Source organism: Haliea sp. E1-2-M8 (assembly GCF_030649675.1).
Lineage (GTDB): Bacteria > Pseudomonadota > Gammaproteobacteria > Pseudomonadales > Halieaceae > Haliea.
The window spans coordinates 53,221-70,350 of the sequence record NZ_JAUTDR010000023.1 but is presented as its reverse complement, the minus strand read 5'-3'; the positions used below and the strand labels follow the sequence as shown (position 1 = coordinate 70,350).

The following is a 17,130-nucleotide window of genomic DNA, read 5'->3' as shown; positions in this document are numbered from 1 at the left end:
GCCATGGTCTACGTGACCAATGGTACCCACGTTCACGTGGGGCTTGTTACGTTGGAACTTTTCCTTTGCCACTGTTAGTCACCTCTGTGAGATAGCTGAATTACTTGGTTGAGTTCTTGGAAATGATGTCCTGGGCGATATTGTTCGGCGCTTCCGAGTACTTGAGGAACTCCATGGTATAGGTCGCACGGCCCTGGGTTGCGGAACGCAGATCCGTGGCGTAGCCAAACATCTCGGCCAGCGGCACTTCGGCGTCGATCACCTTGCCGGATACGCTTTCATCCATGCCGGAAATCAGGCCGCGGCGGCGGTTCAGGTCGCCGACCACATCACCCATGTTCTCTTCCGGAGTGATCACCTCGACCTTCATGACCGGTTCCAGCAACACAGCACCACCGCTCTGGGCGAGCTTCTTGGTAGCCATGCTGGCGGCGATCTTGAACGCCATTTCGTTGGAGTCCACATCGTGGAAGGAGCCGTCGTAGAGGGTCGCTTTCAGGCCCAGCAGCGGGTACCCGGCGAGAACGCCGTTCTGCATCTGCTCTTCGATACCTTTCTGCACCGCCGGCACGTATTCGCGGGGAACTGCGCCACCGACAACCTCGTTGACAAATTCCAGGCCCTCGGCGTTCTCGTCGTCACCCGGCTCAAACCGGACCCAGACGTGACCATACTGGCCGCGACCACCGGACTGGCGTACGAACTTGCCCTCGATCTCGCACTTGTTGCGGATCGCCTCGCGGTAGGCCACCTGCGGCTTGCCGATATTGGCTTCGACGCTGAACTCGCGACGCATACGGTCGACGAGAATGTCCAGGTGCAGCTCGCCCATCCCGGAAATGATCGTCTGCCCGGTTTCAGGATCCGATTTGACGCGGAACGAAGGGTCTTCCTGCGCCAGTTTGCCCAGGGCGACGCCCATCTTTTCCTGGTCCACCTTGGACTTCGGCTCCACGGCCACGGAGATCACAGGCTCGGGAAACTCCATACGCTCCAGAACGATGGGCTTGTCGGCGTCACACAGGGTGTCACCGGTAGTTGTGTCTTTCAGGCCCACCGCCGCGGCGATATCGCCGGCCAGTACTTCCTTGATTTCCTCACGGCTGTTGGCGTGCATCTGCACCATCCGGCCAATACGCTCTTTTTTCTGCTTCACCGAGTTGAAAACACCGGTGCCGCTCTCCAGCTTGCCGGAGTAGACGCGGAAGAAGGTCAGCGTGCCGACAAAGGGATCGGTGGCGATCTTGAACGCCAGCGCAGCAAAGGGCTCGCTGTCGTCGGCCTGGCGGGTGGCACGGGTTTCGTCCCGATCCAGCAGGGTCCCTTCGATGGCCTTGACCTCGGTGGGCGAGGGCATGTATTCGATGACCGCGTCCAGCATGGCCTGCACGCCCTTGTTCTTGAACGCGGAGCCGCCCAGAACCGGCACAATTTCGTTGGCCAGGGTGCGGGCGCGGATGCCCTGCTTGATTTCCTCGATGGTCAGTTCCTCGCCCTCGAGGTACTTGTTCATCAGCTCGTCGGTGCCTTCGGCGGCTGCCTCAACGAGCTGCTCCCGCATTTCCGCGCATATGTCGACCATATCAGCGGGGATGTCTTCCAGGGTGAACGTCATGCCCTGGTCGTCCTCGTTCCAGATGATCGCCCTGTTAACCACCAGGTCGACAACGCCCCGAAACTCGTCCTCGGAGCCGATCGTCATTTGCAGCGGCACAGGATTGGCACCCAGGCGGGTCTTGAGCTGGGTGATGACCTTGCGGAAATCCGCACCGGCGCGGTCCATCTTGTTGACGAAAACCATGCGCGGCACTTCGTACTTGTTCGCCTGACGCCAGACGGTTTCGGTCTGGGGCTGGACCCCGGAGGAACCGCACAGCACCACCACGGCGCCATCCAGCACCCGCAGGGAGCGCTCCACCTCGATGGTGAAGTCAACGTGTCCGGGGGTGTCGATGATGTTGATCCGGTGCTCGTCGAACTGCTGGCCCATGCCGCGCCAGAAACAGGTAGTCGCAGCCGAGGTAATGGTAATACCGCGCTCCTGCTCCTGCTCCATCCAGTCCATGGTGGCCGCGCCATCGTGCACTTCGCCAATCTTGTGGGAAAGGCCGGTGTAGAAAAGAACGCGCTCAGTGGTAGTGGTTTTACCCGCATCCACGTGTGCGCAGATACCGATATTGCGGTATCGCTTGATAGGAGTCTTGCGTGCCACGATAAAATCCCCTGTAACAGGTTGCCTGGCGAAAAATTAGAACCGGTAGTGAGAGAAGGCCTTGTTGGCTTCTGCCATGCGATGCACGTCTTCCCGCTTCTTCACCGCGTTGCCCTTGCCCTGGGAAGCATCGATGATTTCACCGGCGAGACGCTGGCGCATGGACTTCTCACCACGGTTGCGCGCGTAGTCAACGAGCCAGCGCATGGAGAGCGCGACGCGACGCGAGGGACGGACTTCAACCGGCACCTGGTAGGTGGCGCCACCGACCCGGCGGGACTTTACTTCCACCATCGGGGCGATGTTTTCCAGAGCTTCGTCGAAAGCCTCGATGGGATCTTTCTTCATCCGCTCCTGAACGATCTCAAGGGCACCGTAAACGATGCTCTCGGCGACAGATTTCTTGCCGCTGACCATAACGTGGTTCATGAACTTTGCCAGCGTCACATTGCCGTACTTGGGATCCGGCAGGACTTCGCGTTTGGCGACTACTCGTCTTCTTGGCATGGTATTGCCCTTCTCTCTTCAGGTTGATCCGAACACCGACCTGCCACATTACGCGGGAGAGGCAGGGGTTCAGCCTTACTACAATCGTTGACCCGGGGCAGAACCCCGAGCGTTTACTTGGGCCGCTTGGCGCCGTACTTGGACCGGCCCTGACGGCGAGCCGTCACACCGGAGGTGTCCAGACTGCCGCGCACGGTGTGGTAACGCACACCCGGCAAGTCCTTGACCCGGCCGCCGCGAATCAGCACCACGCTGTGCTCCTGCAGGTTGTGACCTTCACCACCGATGTACGAGGACACCTCGTAACCGTTGGTCAGGCGCACCCGGCAGACCTTGCGCAGTGCAGAGTTCGGCTTCTTGGGGGTAGTCGTGTAAACACGAGTGCAAACGCCGCGGCGCTGGGGACAGCTCTGCAGGGCCGGCACGTCGCTTTTCGCTACCTTGCGCTTCCTGGGCTTACGAACCAATTGGTTGATCGTTGCCATTCCGATGGAACTCCAAAATATTTGTTTGATTTCATGGCCTTGCGGCCAACCTCAAGCCTTTAACCCGACCTGCGGCCCGCACCAGCCTGGGCTGCCCGGTACCACACTTCCCGCCTGCTGCCCGCACACAGCATGGCACCCCGGGAATGAGGAGGCGGCATTCTATAGACGCCCCCCTGGGTAGTCAAGAATAGTTTGCCCGCCGGCCTCGCCCGCGGAGCGGGCTCCTACGCCCCCCACAGCGTAGGAGCGCACTCCGTGCGCGATCGCCCGCGGAGCGGGCTCCTACTCGCTGTCCTGCAGTGCCTCGGTCAGCGCCGCTTCGATCTCCTGCGCCGACACACTCACTTCGGGCTCGCCACCGCGGGTGCGCTTGCGCTCCTCGTGGTAGGCGAGGCCCGTGCCCGCAGGAATCAGGCGGCCGACAACCACATTCTCCTTCAGGCCGCGCAGGTAATCGCGCTTGCCGGTGACTGCCGCTTCCGTCAGCACCCGGGTGGTCTCCTGGAACGACGCCGCCGAGATAAAGCTCTCGGTCGCCAGCGACGCCTTGGTAATGCCCAGCAGTTCGCGTTCGCCAGCGGCCGGCACCAGACTCGCGGCCAGCAGGCGTTCGTTCTCCTCCAGCAAGGTCACGTACTCGACCTGCTCACCCTTGATCAGGCTGGAATCACCAGAGGACGTGATCACCACCTTGCGCAGCATCTGCCGCACAATTACCTCGATGTGCTTGTCGTTGATCTTCACGCCCTGCAGCCGGTAGACCTCCTGGATCTCATTGGAGATGTACTTGGCCAGCTCCTCGACGCCCTTCAGGCGCAGGATATCGTGGGGGCTCATCGGCCCTTCGGACACCACTTCACCCTTCTCGACGAATTCGCCCTCGAACACGGACAGGTTGCGCCATTTCGGGATCAGGGCCTCGTAGTGATCGGAGCCGTCCACCATGGACTTGCCGTCCACCGGAGTAATGACCAGGCGACGCTTGCCCTTGGTTTCCTTGCCAAAGCTGACGGTACCGGAGATCTCCGCGAGAATGGCCGGTTCCTTGGGCTTGCGCGCTTCGAACAGGTCGGCCACACGGGGCAGACCACCGGTGATGTCACGGGTCTTGGAGCCTTCCTGGGGAATACGGGCGATAACCTCACCGGCATCCAGGGTAGCGGCATCTTCCATGTTCACCAGGGCGTTGGCGGGCAGGAAATAGTGCGCCGGAACATTGGTACCCGCCAGGCACAGCTCTTCGCCCTTGTCGTCCACCAGGGTAATGGCAGGGCGTACATCCTTGCCCGCCGCCGGCCGCTCGCCAACATCCAGCACCTCGATATTCGACAGGCCGGTCAACTCATCGGTCTGACGCTTGATCGTGATGCCCTCTTCCATACCGGAGAAACGGGCAGTACCCGCCACTTCGGTGATAATCGGGTGAGTGTGCGGATCCCAGTTGGCAACCACATCGCCCGACGTCACTTCGGCGTGGTCACGGACCTTGATGAGGGCGCCATAGGGCAGCTTGTAGCGCTCGCGCTCGCGACCCATCATGTCCAGCACCGACAGCTCACCGGAGCGGGATACCGCGATCAGGAAGCCATCCTTGCGCTCGACAGTCTTGACGTTGTGCAGGCGCACCTTGCCATCGTTCATCACCTGGATATTGTCCTGGGCAGTCTGCCGCGACGCCGCGCCACCGATGTGGAAGGTACGCATGGTCAGCTGGGTGCCAGGCTCGCCGATGGATTGGGCAGCCACCACGCCGACCGCCTCACCCATGTTCACCCGGTGGCCACGGGCCAGGTCGCGGCCGTAGCAGGTGGAGCAGATGCCGTGGCGGGTTTCACAGGTAATCGGCGAGCGGACTTCCACCTCGTCGATGCCCATTTCCTCGATCCGCTTGATCCACAGCTCGTCAAGCATGGTGCCAGCGGTAATCGCAATCTCTTCCTCGGTGCCGGGCTTGATCACGTCGCGGGCGACGATTCGGCCGAGCACGCGGTCACCCAGGGATTCGATGATGTCGCCACCATCGATAACCGGGGTCATCAGCAGGCCCTGGTCAGTACCACAGTCCACTTCCGTTACCACCAGGTCCTGTGCCACGTCCACCAGGCGCCGGGTCAGGTAACCGGAGTTCGCCGTCTTCAGGGCGGTATCCGCCAGACCTTTCCGCGCCCCGTGAGTGGAGATGAAGTACTGCAGTACGTTCAGGCCCTCGCGGAAGTTCGCAGTGATCGGGGTTTCGATGATCGAGCCGTCGGGTTTGGCCATCAGGCCGCGCATGCCCGCCAACTGGCGGATCTGGGCGGGTGAACCCCGGGCGCCGGAGTCGGCGTAGATGTAGACCGAGTTGAAGGAAGCCTGCTGCTCTTCCTCGCCATCGCGGTTGATGACCGTCTCCTTGGAGATACCTTCCATCATTGCCTTGGAAACCAGATCGTTGGCCCGGGACCAGATATCGATAACCTTGTTGTACTTCTCGCCCTGGGTAACCAGGCCGGCGGCGTACTGGTCTTCGATCTCCTTCACCTCGCGGTCAGCGCGGCCGATAAGCTCGGCCTTGGACCCGGGGATAACGAAATCGTTGACACCGATGGAAGCGCCGGAACGGGTAGAGTACTCGTAGCCGGTGTACATCAGCTGGTCGGCGAAGATAACGGTCGCCTTCAGGCCCACCACGCGGTAGCACTGGTTGATGATCTTGGAGATCGCCTTCTTGGCCATGTCCTGGTTGACCATGTCATAGCCAATTCCCTGGGGCACGATTTCCCACAGCAGGGCACGGCCGACCGTGGTATCGGCGATAAAGGTGCGCTCGCTGCGCTCCCCTTCCTCGTTCTGGACCACCTCGTGGACCCGGACCTTGACCCGCGCCTGCAGGTGCACGTGGCCGGCGCGGTAGGCGCGATGCACCTCGGAGACATTGGCGAAGACCATGCCCTCGCCCTTCGCGTTCACGCGCTCCCGGGTCATGTAGTACAGGCCCAGCACCACGTCCTGCGACGGCACGATGATGGGCTCGCCATTGGCCGGGGAGAGGATGTTGTTGGTGGACATCATCAGGGCCCGGGCTTCCAGCTGGGCCTCGATGGTCAGCGGTACGTGCACCGCCATCTGGTCACCGTCGAAGTCGGCGTTGTAGGCCGCGCAGACCAGCGGGTGCAGCTGGATCGCCTTGCCTTCAATCAGCACGGGCTCGAAAGCCTGAATACCCAGACGGTGCAGGGTCGGCGCGCGGTTCAGCAGCACCGGGTGCTCGCGGATGACCTCGGCGAGGATGTCCCACACTTCCGGCGGCTCGCGCTCAACCATCTTCTTGGCGGCCTTGATGGTGGTCGCCAGGCCGCGGGCCTCGAGTTTGCCAAAGATGAAGGGCTTGAACAGTTCCAGCGCCATCTTCTTGGGCAGACCGCACTGATGCAGCCTCAGGGTGGGGCCCACCACGATCACCGAACGGCCGGAATAGTCGACCCGCTTGCCCAGCAGGTTCTGGCGGAAACGGCCCTGCTTGCCCTTGATCATGTCGGCCAGGGACTTCAGCGGGCGCTTGTTGGAACCGGTGATGGCGCGGCCACGGCGACCGTTGTCCAGCAGCGCGTCCACGGACTCCTGCAGCATGCGCTTTTCGTTGCGCACGATGATATCCGGCGCGTTCAGATCCAGCAGGCGCTTGAGGCGGTTGTTGCGGTTGATCACCCGGCGGTACAGGTCGTTGAGGTCGGAGGTCGCAAAGCGGCCACCGTCCAGCGGCACCAGCGGACGCAGGTCCGGCGGCAGTACCGGCAGCGCATTGAGCACCATCCACTCGGGCTTGTTGCCGGAACCGGCAAAGGCTTCCATCAGCTTCAGGCGCTTGGACAGCTTCTTGATCTTGGTCTCGGAGTTGGTCTGGGGAATTTCCTCGCGCAGGGTGACGATCTCGCGCTCCAGATCCAGCTGCCGCATCAGGTCCTGCACCGCTTCGGCACCCATCTTGGCGGTGAATTCGTCGCCGAATTCTTCCATCGCCTCGTAGTACTCTTCATCCGTCAGCAGCTGGCCGGGATTCAGGGTGGTGAGGCCCGCGTCGGTGACCACGTAGGATTCAAAGTAGAGTACCCGCTCGATATCGCGCAGGGTCATGTCCAGCAACAGGCCGATACGCGAGGGCAGCGACTTCAGGAACCAGATGTGCGCCACCGGGCTGGCCAGCTCGATGTGGCCCATGCGCTCGCGGCGCACCTTGGCCAGCGCCACTTCCACGCCACATTTCTCGCAGATGACACCGCGATGCTTGAGGCGCTTGTACTTTCCGCACAGGCACTCGTAATCCTTCACCGGGCCAAAGATCTTGGCGCAGAACAGGCCGTCCCGTTCCGGCTTGAAGGTACGGTAGTTGATGGTCTCCGGCTTCTTCACTTCACCGAATGACCATGCCCGGATCATTTCCGGGGACGCCAGGCCGATACGGATGGCATCGAATTCTTCTGACTGTCCCTGGGACTTGAGTAGATTAAGTAAGTCTTTCAAGGTCTTTCCTCCGCGAGGTTTTCCTTCCAGCCGCAGCGGCACAAAGTGCCGCTGTCAGCCCCGAGTCCTTATTAACGCTGGCTAGTCACTCTCCAACTCGATATCGATACCGAGGGAGCGTATTTCCTTGACCAACACGTTGAAGGACTCGGGCATGCCCGGTTCCATACGATGGTCGCCATCGACGATGTTCTTGTACATCTTGGTCCGGCCGGCAACGTCATCCGACTTGACCGTGAGCATTTCCTGCAGGGTGTAGGCAGCACCGTAGGCCTCCAGGGCCCAGACCTCCATCTCCCCGAAGCGCTGGCCACCGAACTGGGCCTTGCCGCCCAGCGGCTGCTGGGTAACGAGGCTGTAGGAACCGGTGGAACGGGCGTGCATCTTGTCATCCACCAGGTGGTTCAGCTTCAGCATGTACATGTAACCCACGGTTACCGGGCGATCAAACGCTTCCCCGGTACGGCCGTCGTACAGGGTGAACTGACCGCTTTCCGGCATATCCGCCAGCGCCAGCAACTCCTTGATGGACTCCTCGGCGGCGCCGTCGAAGACCGGGGTGGCCATCGGCACGCCCAGGCGCAGGTTGTTCGCCAGCGCCAGAATCTCACCGTCGGTGAGCGACTTGAGGTTTTCCGGACGCCCGGCTCCGTTGTTGTAAATCTTCTCGAGGAACTCGCGCACCTCGGCGGCCTTGCGCTGCTCCTGCAACATCTGGTTGATCTTGTCACCCAGACCCTTGGCCGCCATGCCGAGGTGGGTTTCCAGGATCTGGCCCACGTTCATGCGCGAGGGCACGCCCAGCGGGTTGAGGACGATGTCCACAGGCTCACCGTTCGCGTCGAACGGCATGTCCTCCACCGGCATGATCACCGAGATCACACCCTTGTTGCCGTGGCGGCCAGCCATCTTGTCACCGGGCTGGATGCGACGCTTGATCGCCAGGTAGACCTTGACGATCTTGAGTACGCCCGGGGCGAGATCGTCGCCACTCTGCAGCTTGCGCTTCTTGTCCTCGAACCGCTCTTCCAACAGCTTGTTTTGCTCGTCCAGCTGCTTCTTCGCCGAGGCCAGGGTCTCATTGAGCCCGGCATCGGCCAGCTTCAGCTTGAACCACTGCTCACGGTCCAGTTCCGCCAGTACCTTTTCGCCCAGTTCCGTGCCCTTGGCGAGGCCAGCGCCGCTGACAGTCTTGGCGCCCTTGAGCTGGTTGCCCAGCAGGGAGAAGGTCGCCTCTTCAAAGATGCGGTACTCTTCCTTCAGATCCTTGCGAAACTTGTCCAGCTGGAGCTTATCGATGTGCAGGGCGCGCTGGTCCTTCTCCAGACCGTCGCGAGTGAAGACCTGGACGTCGATCACCGTGCCCTTGGTGCTGGAAGGCACCCGCAGGGAGGTATCCTTCACATCCGAGGCCTTCTCCCCGAAGATTGCGCGCAGCAGCTTTTCTTCCGGGGTGAGCTGGGTTTCGCCCTTCGGCGTCACCTTGCCCACCAGGATGTCCCCGGCCTCGACTTCGGCGCCAATGTAGACGATGCCGGATTCATCCAGCTTCGACAGGGCGCTTTCACCGACGTTGGGAATATCCGCGGAAATTTCCTCGGAGCCCAGCTTGGTATCGCGAGCGATACAGGTCAGCTCCTGGATGTGGATAGTGGTGAAGCGGTCTTCTTTTACCACCCGCTCGGACACCAGGATGGAGTCCTCGAAGTTGTAGCCGTTCCAGGGCATGAACGCGATGCGGATGTTCTGGCCCAGGGCCAGTTCACCCATGTCGATGGAGGGACCATCACCGAGGATATCGCCGCGCGCCACCACATCTCCCTGCTTGACGATCGGGCGCTGGTTGATGCAGGTGTTCTGGTTGGAACGGGTGTACTTGGTCAGGTTGTAGATATCGACCGGCGCTTCGTCGCGGCCGACGTCCTTGTCATTGACCCGGACCACGATGCGGCTGGCATCGACGGAGTCGATGATGCCGTCGCGCTTGGCCACTACGCACACACCGGAGTCGGCGGCCACGTAGCGCTCCATGCCGGTACCCACCAGCGGCTTCTCGCACTTGAGGGTAGGCACGGCCTGGCGCTGCATGTTCGAACCCATCAGGGCGCGGTTGGCGTCGTCGTGTTCCAGGAACGGGATCAACGCGGCGGCAACCGACACCACCTGCTTGGGAGACACGTCCATGAAATCAACACGCTCGGGCGGCATGACGGTGAACTCGTTCATGTGCCGCACGGCGATCAGATCGTCGACGAAGCGCATGTCCTTGTCCACGGACGCAGAGGCCTGGGCAATAACGTGCTCGGCCTCGTTGATAGCCGACAGGAACTCGATATCGTCGGTGACCTGGCCGTTCACCACCCTGCGGTAGGGGCTCTCAAGGAAACCGTAGTCGTTGGTCCGGGCATAGGTCGCCAGCGAGTTGATAAGGCCGATGTTCGGGCCTTCCGGCGTCTCGATCGGGCACACCCGGCCGTAGTGGGTCGGGTGCACGTCACGGACTTCGAAACCGGCACGCTCGCGGGTCAGACCACCCGGGCCAAGCGCGGAAACGCGGCGCTTGTGGGTCACTTCCGACAGCGGGTTGTTCTGGTCCATGAACTGGGACAGCTGGCTGGAACCGAAGAATTCCTTGACCGCCGCGGAGACCGGCTTGGCATTGATCAGGTCCTGGGGCATGAGGCCTTCGCTCTCAGCCATGGACAGGCGCTCCTTGACCGCGCGCTCGACACGCACCAGCCCCACGCGGAACTGGTTCTCGGCCATTTCCCCAACGGAGCGCACCCGGCGGTTACCGAGGTGATCGATATCATCGGTCATGCCGCGGCCGTTACGAATGGCGACCAGTGACTTCATCACGTCGACGATGTCGTCACGATCCAGCACACCGCTGCCAGTCACTTCCTCGCGACCGAGGCGGCGGTTGAACTTCATGCGGCCGACGGCGGACAGGTCGTAGCGATCAGCGGAGAAGAACAGGTTCTGGAACAGGTTCTCCGCGGACTCCTTGGTCGGCGGCTCGCCGGGGCGCATCATGCGGTAGATCTCGACCAGCGCTTCCAGTTCGTTGCGGGTGGAGTCCAGGCGCAGGGTGTCGGAAACGTAGGGCCCGCAGTCCAGCTCATTGGTGTACAGGGTATCAATGGTGTTGATGCCCATCTCGGTCAGCCGGGTGAGAATCTCGTCCGTCACCGCGGTATTACATTCAACCACCACTTCGCCGGTTTTCTTGTCGACCACATTCTTTGCCAGCGCGCGGCCATAGAGGTATTCGCGCGGAATCTCGAGTTCAGAGACTTCCGCCTTTTCCAGCTCGCGGATGTGGCGGGCGGTGATACGCCGGCCCTGCTCGACGATGACCTTGCGGCCAACCTTGATATCAAAGGAAGCGACGTCACCACGCAGGCGCGCGGGGATCAGCGCCATCGTGTAGTTGCCTTCCTTGTCGACCGAGAAGGTGTTCACCTCGTAGAACATGTCGAGGATTTCTTCGGACTGGTAACCCAGCGCACGCAGCAGGATGGTCGCCGGCAACTTGCGGCGACGGTCGATACGCACGAATACCATGTCCTTCGGGTCGAACTCGAAGTCCAGCCAGGAGCCGCGGTAGGGAATCACGCGGGCGGAGTACAGCAGCTTGCCCGAGGAGTGGGTCTTGCCCTTGTCGTGATCAAAGAACACGCCCGGCGAACGGTGCAGCTGGGACACAATCACCCGCTCGGTACCGTTGACGACAAAGGTGCCGTTGTCAGTCATCAGGGGGATTTCCCCCATGTAGACTTCCTGCTCCTTGATGTCCTTGATGGTCTTGTTGGCGGAGTCCTTGTCGTAGATGATCAGCCGCACCTTGACGCGCAGGGCGCAGGAATAGGTGATACCGCGCAGCTGGCATTCATTGACGTCGAACACCGGTACGCCGAGTTTATAGTCGACATACTCCAGCGCAGCGTTGCCGCTGTAGCTGACAATCGGGAACACGGATTTGAAGGCTGCGTGCAGACCGTAGTCGCCGCGCTCTTCCACAGGCAGTCCCTGCTGGGTAAACTTGCGGTATGAATCCAGTTGAATCGCAAGCAGGTAGGGCACATCCATCATGTTGGACAGAGTGCCAAAATCCTTGCGAATACGTTTCTTCTCAGTGTACGAGTATGCCATCGGTACTCCCCAGCGTGTTTAGCTTCCCGCCGCCGTGCCGGCGGCAAGCGAGGCCTTGACGGGCTGCCAGCACGTAGTACCGCAGCCCTGAAAATTGTGTGCTCTTCAAGCGGGAAAAGGCCGGTAGGCAAAAGCGCCCACCAGCCTTGTCCTGGTCCAGCAAAAGCCAGACATAAAGCAAGCGCTTACTTGACCTCTACGGCCGCGCCGGCTTCTTCCAACTTCTTCTTCAGTTCGTCGGCGTCAGCCTTGGAAACGCCTTCCTTCACCGGAGAGGGAGCGCCGTCTACCACAGCCTTGGCTTCTTTCAGACCCAGACCGGTAATTTCACGCACAACCTTGATGACGTTTACTTTCTTCTCGCCAGCGGCGGTCAGAATCACGTCAAACTCGGTTTGTTCCTCGACAGCCGCGCCGGCATCGCCAGCAGCTGCAGCCGGTGCGGCAGCAACGGCTGCAGCAGCAGTTACACCGAACTTTTCTTCCATTGCGCTGATGAGCTCAACGATATCCATTACGCTCATTTCAGCGATTGCATTCAGAATGTCATCTTTGGACAGAGCCATGACTCATATCTCCTGGTTAGCTGATAAATTAAACCGCAGTGGCTTACGCCGCTGCCTCTTTCTGATCGCGTACTGCTGCCAGTGTGCGAACCAATTTTCCAGGTACTTCGTTCATTGTCTGTACCAGCTTGGTTACCGGCGCCTGCATTACACTCATCAACATTGAGAGTGCCTGATCACGCGTCGGCAACTTGGCCAGTACATCCAGTTGATCCGCACCCAGCATTTGGCCGCTCACCGCCAGTGCCTTCACCTCGAAGTTTTTATTCTCCTTGGCGAAATCCTTAAAGATTCGGGCCGCTGCGCCCGGGTCTTCCATCGAAAACCCGAACAGGGAAGGACCTACCAGTACGTCGAAGACGCACTCGTAATCCGTTCCCGCCAACGCGCGCTTTGCCAGTGTGTTCCGCACTACACGGAGGGTCACTGCATTGTCACGCGCGCTCTGGCGCAGAGCCGTCATCCCGCCCACAGTCACGCCACGTGCATCGGCGATGACCAGGGACAGGGCACTGGTGGCAGTCTCGTTAACTTCAGCAACGATCGCTTTCTTGTCTTCGAGTCCAATTGCCACTGGTATTACTCCTGGATTTACAGTTCCGGTGCAGCCAACTCTATGGCCACACCACCTTGCGTGGTGAACAATTCACCATCTGCGTAGGCTGGGCAGCCCTCGCGGGTTGCTCGATTAAGTCGCAGCTGTCAGCATGACGGCGGCGGCACCTACGGTCTTTGATGGCCTTCAGTTCTCAGCTAATCAGGCGTTTGCCCAAGACTGCTCCAAAGACCTCAAAGTGGACAACAGCTTCCGGTGGGATGCGGTTGCCCGGGGCTCTCATCCCTGAGAGACCCTTGTGGAGGCGCCCCTTGTGGGGGCGCCCCCGGTCAGGCTTCTATCGACGCCAGGTCGACACTCACACCCGGGCCCATGGTCGTGGACAGGGTGATTTTCTTCATGTAAACGCCCTTCGCAGCTGCCGGCTTGCCCTTGCGCAGGTCCGCCAGCAGGGCTTCGAGGTTGCCCCTGATAGCCGCGGGCTCAAAATCGATCTTGCCGATACCGCCGTGAATGATACCGTTCTTGTCGGTACGGAAGCGGACCTGTCCGGCCTTGGCGTTCTTCACCGCGGTCAGTACGTCCGGGGTCACGGTACCGGTTTTCGGGTTCGGCATCAGGCCGCGGGGGCCCAGCACCTGGCCCAGCTGGCCGACGACGCGCATGGCGTCCGGGGAAGCCACAACCACGTCAAAATCCAGCATCCCGCCCTTGATCTGCTCGGCCAGGTCTTCCATACCGACAAAATCGGCGCCGGCGGCTTTTGCCTGTTCCGCTGCGTCACCCTGGGTGAACACTGCCACCCGGACCACACTGCCGGTGCCGTGGGGCAGGGTTGTCGCACCGCGAACTGCCTGGTCCGATTTGCGGGCGTCAACGCCCAGGTTTACCGAAACCTCAACGGTCTCGTTGAACTTGGCCGTTGCGAATTCTTTCAGCAGGGCTATCGCCTCGTCGAAGGAATAGGATTTGCCGGGCTGAAGCTTGTCCTTGAATGCGCGTACGCGCTTGGAGAACCTGGCCATTAGATCACCCCCTCAACATCGATCCCGGCAGAGCGAGCGCTGCCGGCAATAGTACGAACCGCCGCATCCATGTCCGCAGCCGTCAGGTCAGGCCACTTCTGGGTAGCGATCTCTTCCAGCTGGGCGCGGTTCACCTTGGCCACCTTCACCGTGTTCGGCGTGGCGGAGCCCGAGGTGATACCCGCGATCTTGCGCAGCAGCACAGCGGCCGGCGGCGTTTTCTTGATGAAGGTAAAAGAGCGATCAGCGTAGACCGTGATCACCACCGGAATCGGCAGACCAGGCTCAATGCCCTGGGTCTCGGCGTTGAACGCCTTGCAGAATTCCATGATATTCACACCGTGCTGGCCAAGCGCGGGCCCGACTGGCGGGCTCGGGTTGGCCTGGCCGGCTTTCACCTGCAGCTTTATATAAGCTGAGACTTTCTTTGCCATGAGCTTACTCCTGGGTACTAGCGCCGTCGGACTCCAACCCTTGCGGGCCGGGGGCTTCGGGCTCCCCACACTGTGACAGCCGTAGCCGCCAGTTAGTTTCAGTCGCGGGACCAGCCCGCCACCATGCTACCTGTCAGGCCTTTTCGACCTGACTGAATTCCAGCTCCACCGGAGTGGAACGTCCGAAAATCAACACCGCCACGTTGAGGCGGCTCTTCTCGTAATTGACCTCTTCCACGACACCATTGAAGTCGTTGAAGGGGCCGTCGATAACCCGGACCATCTCCCCGGGCTCGAACATTGTCTTCGGGCGGGGCGCTTCGGTGCCCGCCTCCACGCGCTGCAGAATGGCTGCAGCTTCTGCCTCGGTAATCGGTGCCGGCGCATCGGCCTTGCCGCCGATGAAACCCATTACCCGCGGAGTTTCCTTGACCAGGTGCCAGGTGGCGTCATCCAGCTCCATCTGCACCAGCACATAGCCGGGGAAGAACTTGCGCTCACTGCGGCGCTTCTGGCCGGCGCGCATTTCCACCACTTCCTCGGTCGGTACCAGCACCTCACCGAAGCGGTCCTGCATGTTGTGCAGTTCGATACGCTCCTTCAGGGCCGCCGCAACTTTCTTCTCGAACCCTGAAAAGGCATGAACCACATACCAACGCATTGCCATCGGCTATCCCTTAAACTTTTGACTAACCAATCACCAGCGACACCAGCCAGCCCAGGAACGAATCCAGACCCCACAGCATCAGCGCTACCAGTAATACGAAAACCACAACAATAAGTGTGGTCTGGATCGTCTCCTGCCGTGTAGGCCAGACGACTTTGCGAATCTCGGTGCGGGAGCTCTTGACCAGCGCCCAGAAAGCCGCACCCTTGGCGGTCTGCAAGGCGATCAGGGCCGCGACGATTGCAATCGCGACGATACCCAGTACCCGATACAACAGCGATTCGGCCGAGAAATAGCTGTTGCCGATGATACCGACAGCCAGCAGGGCAATCACCACAGCCCATTTCAGGGAATCGAGCCGCCCGGCGTTCGTTTCCACACTCATTACTACTTTCCTTTAGGTCAGGCCGCGCGTCTTGCGCACAACCCCCTGCCATGTATGGCAGGCCAGGAGGGAATCGAACCCCCAACCTGCGGTTTTGGAGACCGCTGCTCTGCCAATTGAGCTACTGGCCTATATCCTCTTCTGAGACAACGAAGCCGAACTGCCCGCAAGCGGTTCGGCTCGGGGGGGTTAGATGGGGTCAGGTCCCGCTTCGAGACCGGACCCATCTACCCGGGTTCTTACTCGATGATCTTGGCGACGACGCCAGCACCCACGGTGCGGCCGCCTTCGCGGATCGCAAAGCGCAGACCATCTTCCATCGCGATCGGGGCGATCAGGGTCACTACCATCTGCACGTTGTCGCCCGGCATGACCATTTCCACGCCTTCGGGCAGCTCACAGGCACCGGTGACGTCCGTGGTGCGGAAGTAGAACTGCGGACGGTAGCCCTTGAAGAACGGCGTGTGACGACCACCCTCGTCCTTCGACAGTACATACACCTCTGCCTCGAACTTGGTGTGCGGCTTCACGCTGCCCGGCTTGGCCAGTACCTGCCCACGCTCAACTTCCTCACGCTTGGTACCGCGCAGCAGTACACCCACGTTCTCGCCCGCACGGCCTTCGTCCAGCAGCTTGCGGAACATCTCGACGCCGGTGCAGACGGTCTTGGTGGTGTCCCGGATACCGACAATCTCGATCTCCTCACCCACCTTGATGATCCCGCGCTCCACACGACCGGTGACCACCGTGCCGCGACCGGAGATCGAGAACACGTCTTCCACCGGCATCAGGAACGCCTGGTCGATCGCACGCTCCGGCTCCGGAATGTAGCTGTCCAGGGTCTCGACCAGAGTCTTGACCGCAGTCACGCCCAGCTCGTTCTCGTCTTCGCCGTTCAGCGCCATCAGCGCAGAACCGCAGATGATCGGCGTGTCGTCGCCGGGGAAGTCGTAGGTGTCGAGCAGCTCGCGCAGCTCCATTTCCACCAGCTCCTTCATCTCCCCGTACTCCTCCGAGTCCGCACCGCCGCAATCTTCCGCCAGCAGGTCGGCCTTGTTCAGGAACACCACGATGAACGGCACGCCCACCTGACGGGACAGCAGGATGTGCTCGCGGGTCTGCGGCATCGGGCCGTCGGTCGCGCCACACACCAGGATCGCGCCGTCCATCTGCGCCGCACCGGTGATCATGTTCTTCACGTAGTCCGCGTGTCCGGGGCAGTCAACGTGCGCGTAGTGGCGGTTCGGCGAGTCGTACTCAACGTGCGAGGTGGCGATGGTGATGCCGCGCTCACGCTCTTCCGGGGCGTTGTCGATACCGTCGAACGCAACCGCGGAGCCGCTGCCCCAGACCTCTGCACACACCTTGGTCAGCGCCGCCGTCAGCGTCGTCTTNGTGATGCCGCGCTCACGCTCTTCCGGGGCGTTGTCGATACCGTCGAACGCAACCGCGGAGCCGCTGCCCCAGACCTCTGCACACACCTTGGTCAGCGCCGCCGTCAGCGTCGTCTTGCCATGGTCTACGTGACCAATGGTACCCACGTTCACGTGGGGCTTGTTACGTTGGAACTTTTCCTTTGCCATTTCGACGGTCTCCTATTACCGGCCTGGTCCTGCGGCAATACCGCACACTACC

12 protein-coding genes and 1 tRNA gene are annotated in these 17,130 nt (G+C 61.0%); all 13 read right to left on the bottom strand.

Annotated elements, in window-relative coordinates; translation table 11 throughout:
• Window positions 1-100: 100 nt before the first annotated feature.
• On the bottom strand, window positions 101-2,212 hold the full coding sequence (gene fusA / locus Q6D67_RS17105; protein ID WP_304706886.1) for an elongation factor G: 2,112 nt from the start codon (window positions 2,210-2,212) through the stop codon (window positions 101-103).
• Between the two features lie 36 nt (window positions 2,213-2,248).
• Window positions 2,249-2,719 carry a 30S ribosomal protein S7 gene (gene rpsG / locus Q6D67_RS17100; protein WP_304706885.1) on the bottom strand — a complete coding sequence of 157 codons (471 nt, stop codon included), beginning with the start codon at window positions 2,717-2,719 and terminating at the stop codon, window positions 2,249-2,251.
• A gap of 113 nt (window positions 2,720-2,832) precedes the next feature.
• Complete coding sequence (gene rpsL / locus Q6D67_RS17095) at window positions 2,833-3,204, bottom strand: 30S ribosomal protein S12 (protein ID WP_304706884.1); 372 nt, start codon at window positions 3,202-3,204, stop codon at window positions 2,833-2,835.
• A 285-nt stretch (window positions 3,205-3,489) separates the two neighbouring features.
• Window positions 3,490-7,707: a DNA-directed RNA polymerase subunit beta' gene (gene rpoC / locus Q6D67_RS17090; RefSeq protein WP_304706883.1), complete on the bottom strand. Its 4,218-nt coding sequence runs from the start codon at window positions 7,705-7,707 to the stop codon at window positions 3,490-3,492.
• An 81-nt stretch (window positions 7,708-7,788) separates the two neighbouring features.
• The gene (gene rpoB, locus Q6D67_RS17085) at window positions 7,789-11,862 is read right to left on the bottom strand and encodes a DNA-directed RNA polymerase subunit beta (protein WP_304706882.1); all 4,074 of its coding nucleotides are present in this window, start codon (window positions 11,860-11,862) and stop codon (window positions 7,789-7,791) included.
• Window positions 11,863-12,047: 185 nt separating this feature from the next.
• Window positions 12,048-12,428 carry a 50S ribosomal protein L7/L12 gene (gene rplL / locus Q6D67_RS17080; protein ID WP_304706881.1) on the bottom strand — a complete coding sequence of 127 codons (381 nt, stop codon included), beginning with the start codon at window positions 12,426-12,428 and terminating at the stop codon, window positions 12,048-12,050.
• A 43-nt stretch (window positions 12,429-12,471) separates the two neighbouring features.
• Window positions 12,472-13,002, bottom strand: a complete 531-nt coding sequence (rplJ, locus tag Q6D67_RS17075; RefSeq protein ID WP_304706880.1) for a 50S ribosomal protein L10 — start codon at window positions 13,000-13,002, stop codon at window positions 12,472-12,474.
• Between the two features lie 311 nt (window positions 13,003-13,313).
• Window positions 13,314-14,009, bottom strand: coding sequence for a 50S ribosomal protein L1 (gene rplA / locus Q6D67_RS17070; protein WP_304706879.1), 696 nt, complete (start codon window positions 14,007-14,009; stop codon window positions 13,314-13,316).
• The gene (gene rplK, locus Q6D67_RS17065; protein ID WP_304706878.1) at window positions 14,009-14,443 is read right to left on the bottom strand and encodes a 50S ribosomal protein L11; all 435 of its coding nucleotides are present in this window, start codon (window positions 14,441-14,443) and stop codon (window positions 14,009-14,011) included. The genes rplA and rplK overlap by 1 nt, the downstream gene beginning before the upstream one ends.
• 133 nt (window positions 14,444-14,576) lie before the next feature.
• On the bottom strand, window positions 14,577-15,110 hold the full coding sequence (gene nusG / locus Q6D67_RS17060; protein WP_304706877.1) for a transcription termination/antitermination protein NusG: 534 nt from the start codon (window positions 15,108-15,110) through the stop codon (window positions 14,577-14,579).
• Window positions 15,111-15,132: 22 nt separating this feature from the next.
• The gene (secE, locus tag Q6D67_RS17055; protein ID WP_304706876.1) at window positions 15,133-15,495 is read right to left on the bottom strand and encodes a preprotein translocase subunit SecE; all 363 of its coding nucleotides are present in this window, start codon (window positions 15,493-15,495) and stop codon (window positions 15,133-15,135) included.
• Between the two features lie 55 nt (window positions 15,496-15,550).
• Window positions 15,551-15,626 (bottom strand) — tRNA-Trp (locus Q6D67_RS17050).
• Window positions 15,627-15,734: 108 nt separating this feature from the next.
• A complete protein-coding gene (gene tuf / locus Q6D67_RS17045) occupies window positions 15,735-17,078 on the bottom strand; it encodes an elongation factor Tu (RefSeq protein WP_304706875.1) in 1,344 nt (447 codons plus the stop codon).
• Window positions 17,079-17,130: the final 52 nt, after the last annotated feature.